The sequence below is a fragment of the Phyllobacterium sp. P5_D12 genome (assembly GCF_054049495.1).
Genome location: NZ_JBFUMG010000566.1, coordinates 1 through 2,805, shown reverse-complemented (window position 1 = coordinate 2,805; position 2,805 = coordinate 1). Strand labels below are relative to the sequence as shown.

Below are 2,805 nucleotides of genomic sequence, written 5' to 3'. Positions count from 1 at the left end.
GTGGTGCGAGGTAAGCAACGGCCTGGCCGGCTGAGTTTCCGCCACCGACGAGAGTTACTTCCTCTCCGGCGCAGAGGCGGGCCTCGATCGGCGATGCCCAGTAGGAGACGCCAGCCCCTTCCAGCTCTTCGATATTGGTGATATCAGGCCGTCGGTAACGCGCTCCTGACGCGATCACGATGGAACGCGCCCGTGCGGTACACCGATTGCTGAGCTCCAGAGAGAAAGGAGCTTCCGACTCAGGTCCATGACAGCACAGCTTTCCGACGGTCAGTGGGATCGCAAGCTCGGCACCGAACTTCGTCGCCTGATTGAAGGCACGCCCTGCAAGAGCCTGTCCGGAGATACCAGTTGGGAAGCCGAGATAATTTTCGATCCGGGCGGATGCGCCCGCCTGGCCGCCGAAAGCCCGCGAATCGAGAACCAAAACAGACAGTCCCTCAGATGCTCCATAGACGGCAGTAGCCAGCCCAGCCGGTCCCGCTCCGACGACTGCCACGTCATAGATAATCTTCGGATCGAGATCCGGCATGACGCCCAGACAGGAGGCAGCATCCGCGTCGCTCGGATTTCTGAGCAATGTGCCGTTTGGACAGATCATCAGCGGCAGATCTTCAGGTGCGATGCCAAGCCGTTCGACCAGCTCGCGCCCCTCGGCCTCGCATGCGGCGACGAGGGAGTGGGGATAGCCGTTGCGGGTGAGAAATCCAGACAACCTCACGATGTCGGGGGCATCCCGGCGTCCAACCAGAATCGACCCTGCACCGCCGACCCGCCCTTCTTCGATCAGCGAGACGCGACGGAGGATGTAGGCGCGCATGATCGTTTCACCAACATCCGCCGACCCGATGACAAGCGCGCGAAGATGCGGTGCATCAAAGGGTATTGCAGTTACGCCCTTCTCGCCCGCGACCACCGATGCCAGGGTTGCATGACCAGACAACTGATTGGTCTCGCCGGTGAATTGGCCGGCACCGTAGGTTGCGATCACGGATGACCTGCCAGCCGCACCGCGCTGAATTGCATCGGCCGCGCCCTCCAGAATAAGCCAGGCAGGCACGTTGCGGGTGCCGATATCATAGAGGATGTCGCCTGGGCCGAAGCGCCTCGGCTCACCGCTCGCGAAGCGGCGAGCCATGCCGATTTGGAAAGCTGAAAGTGTTGGATATGCTTGCTCCCGCCGAACATCGTTGATCGCCATCGTCTAAAAACTCCATATCGGCCTCTGCTCGTTGGTGACGACATCCCGACCAGTTTGTCAGTCTATCCCGCGCATCATCAAGGCCACTTTCCGCGGGCTCTCTGCCCGCTGACATTTCCATGCAACCCATGGCGGGTCAAGCAGGCGCCGGCTGAGGTGCCTTCGGCAACGTGAGCGCAAAGACGAGAAGACCCAGAAGGGTCAGTCCGAAGCCCGCCCATACGGCAGATAGCAGGCCGTAGCCGGCTGCGATGGTCAGGCTACCTGCCCAAGCGCCGATGGCATTGGCGATATTAAGCGCCGCGAGGTTTATGGCGCCCATCAGCGTGGGGGCCTCCGGAGCAACGCGCGTCAGGCGCACCTGGATTGTGGGGATGGCGACCATCATGGTGAGGCCGACGCCAAACAGCGCTGGCATCAGTATCCGCACATTGCCGCCACCAGCCGCCAGCACCGAAAGTACGATCAGGGCGCTGCCATAGCCCACCACCAATCCTCGCGCGGGATATGAATCCGCCAGCCGTCCGCCTATCAGATTACCCGCGGTCATGCCGAGGCCGAATAGTGCCAGCGCCACCGGAATCCATGTTTGATCGAGTCTTGCAGCGTCGGTGACGAAGGGACCGATAAAGGTATAGACAGCGAAGATGCTGGCCACGCCGAGCGCCGCGACAAGCATCATGGCCCAGACCGCCGGCCGGCGCAGTGAGGCCAGTTCCTGCGCCACGGGTCCGCCCTGAAGCGCTTGGGTTCGAGGCACCCAGGTCCACAAGGCAATCAAGGCCAGACCGGCTACCGCGGCGACGCTGAAATAGGTGTTTCGCCAGCCAAGACTCTGGCCGAGGAAGGTCGCCAGCGGCGAGCCGATGATCGTCGCGATCGTCAGACCGGACATGACCAGTGCAAAGGCCTTGCCGGCATGACCGGGGCCAACGATGTACGACGCAACCACGGCGCCGGCACCGAAATAGGCACCTTGCGGCATGCCGCTGATGAAGCGGGCGAAGGCGAACGTGCCGAGATCGGTGGCGACCGCCGACAGGACGTTGCCTAAGATGAACAGGCCCATTAGGCACAGGAGAAGGGTTCTCCGGTTAAGCCGCGCAGCCGCCAGTGTCACGAGAGGACCTCCGATCACCACACCGAAGGCGTAGGCAGTGATCGCATTCGTTGCCATGGGGATATCGATTCCAAGGCTCGCGGAGAACAGCTGGAGAATTCCCATGCTCGCAAACTCGGACGTCCCGATGCAGAAGCTTCCGAGTGCGAGGGCGAACAGCGTGAGGCCCCTCTTTCGCCGCTCCGCCTCGTTCGTACAATGCACCTTTACGGCAGCGCATTGACCACGATAGGCTTTCTCCAGCATTCCTGCCTCCTTTCATGACGGACCGGGAGGATCGTGCCGACCGGCACGAAGTGACCCGCCCAAATGTCCAGTTGTCCGCCAAGGGCGCTATTTTATCCGGGCKGAAAGTTAAGTCCGCGACAAGTCCACGAAGTCCAGGCGTGGGCCAACCACGAGCGTTCATCCAGGCTTGTCTCGAATTGCGGCACATCGAGCGGAATGGCCCAGGCGAGCAGTGCTTGGGGAACATCTCCAGCAC

At 61.8% G+C, this 2,805-nt stretch carries 2 protein-coding genes; both read right to left on the bottom strand.

Annotated features, from left to right (window positions below; translation table 11 throughout):
• The coding region (locus ACXJ5O_RS23565; RefSeq protein WP_457302024.1) for an FAD-dependent oxidoreductase at positions 1 to 1,201 on the bottom strand (1,201 nt) is incomplete at its 3' end.
• Positions 1,202 to 1,337: 136 nt separating this feature from the next.
• On the bottom strand, positions 1,338 to 2,567 hold the full coding sequence (locus ACXJ5O_RS23560) for an MFS transporter (protein ID WP_457302023.1): 1,230 nt from the start codon (positions 2,565 to 2,567) through the stop codon (positions 1,338 to 1,340).
• Positions 2,568 to 2,805: the final 238 nt, after the last annotated feature.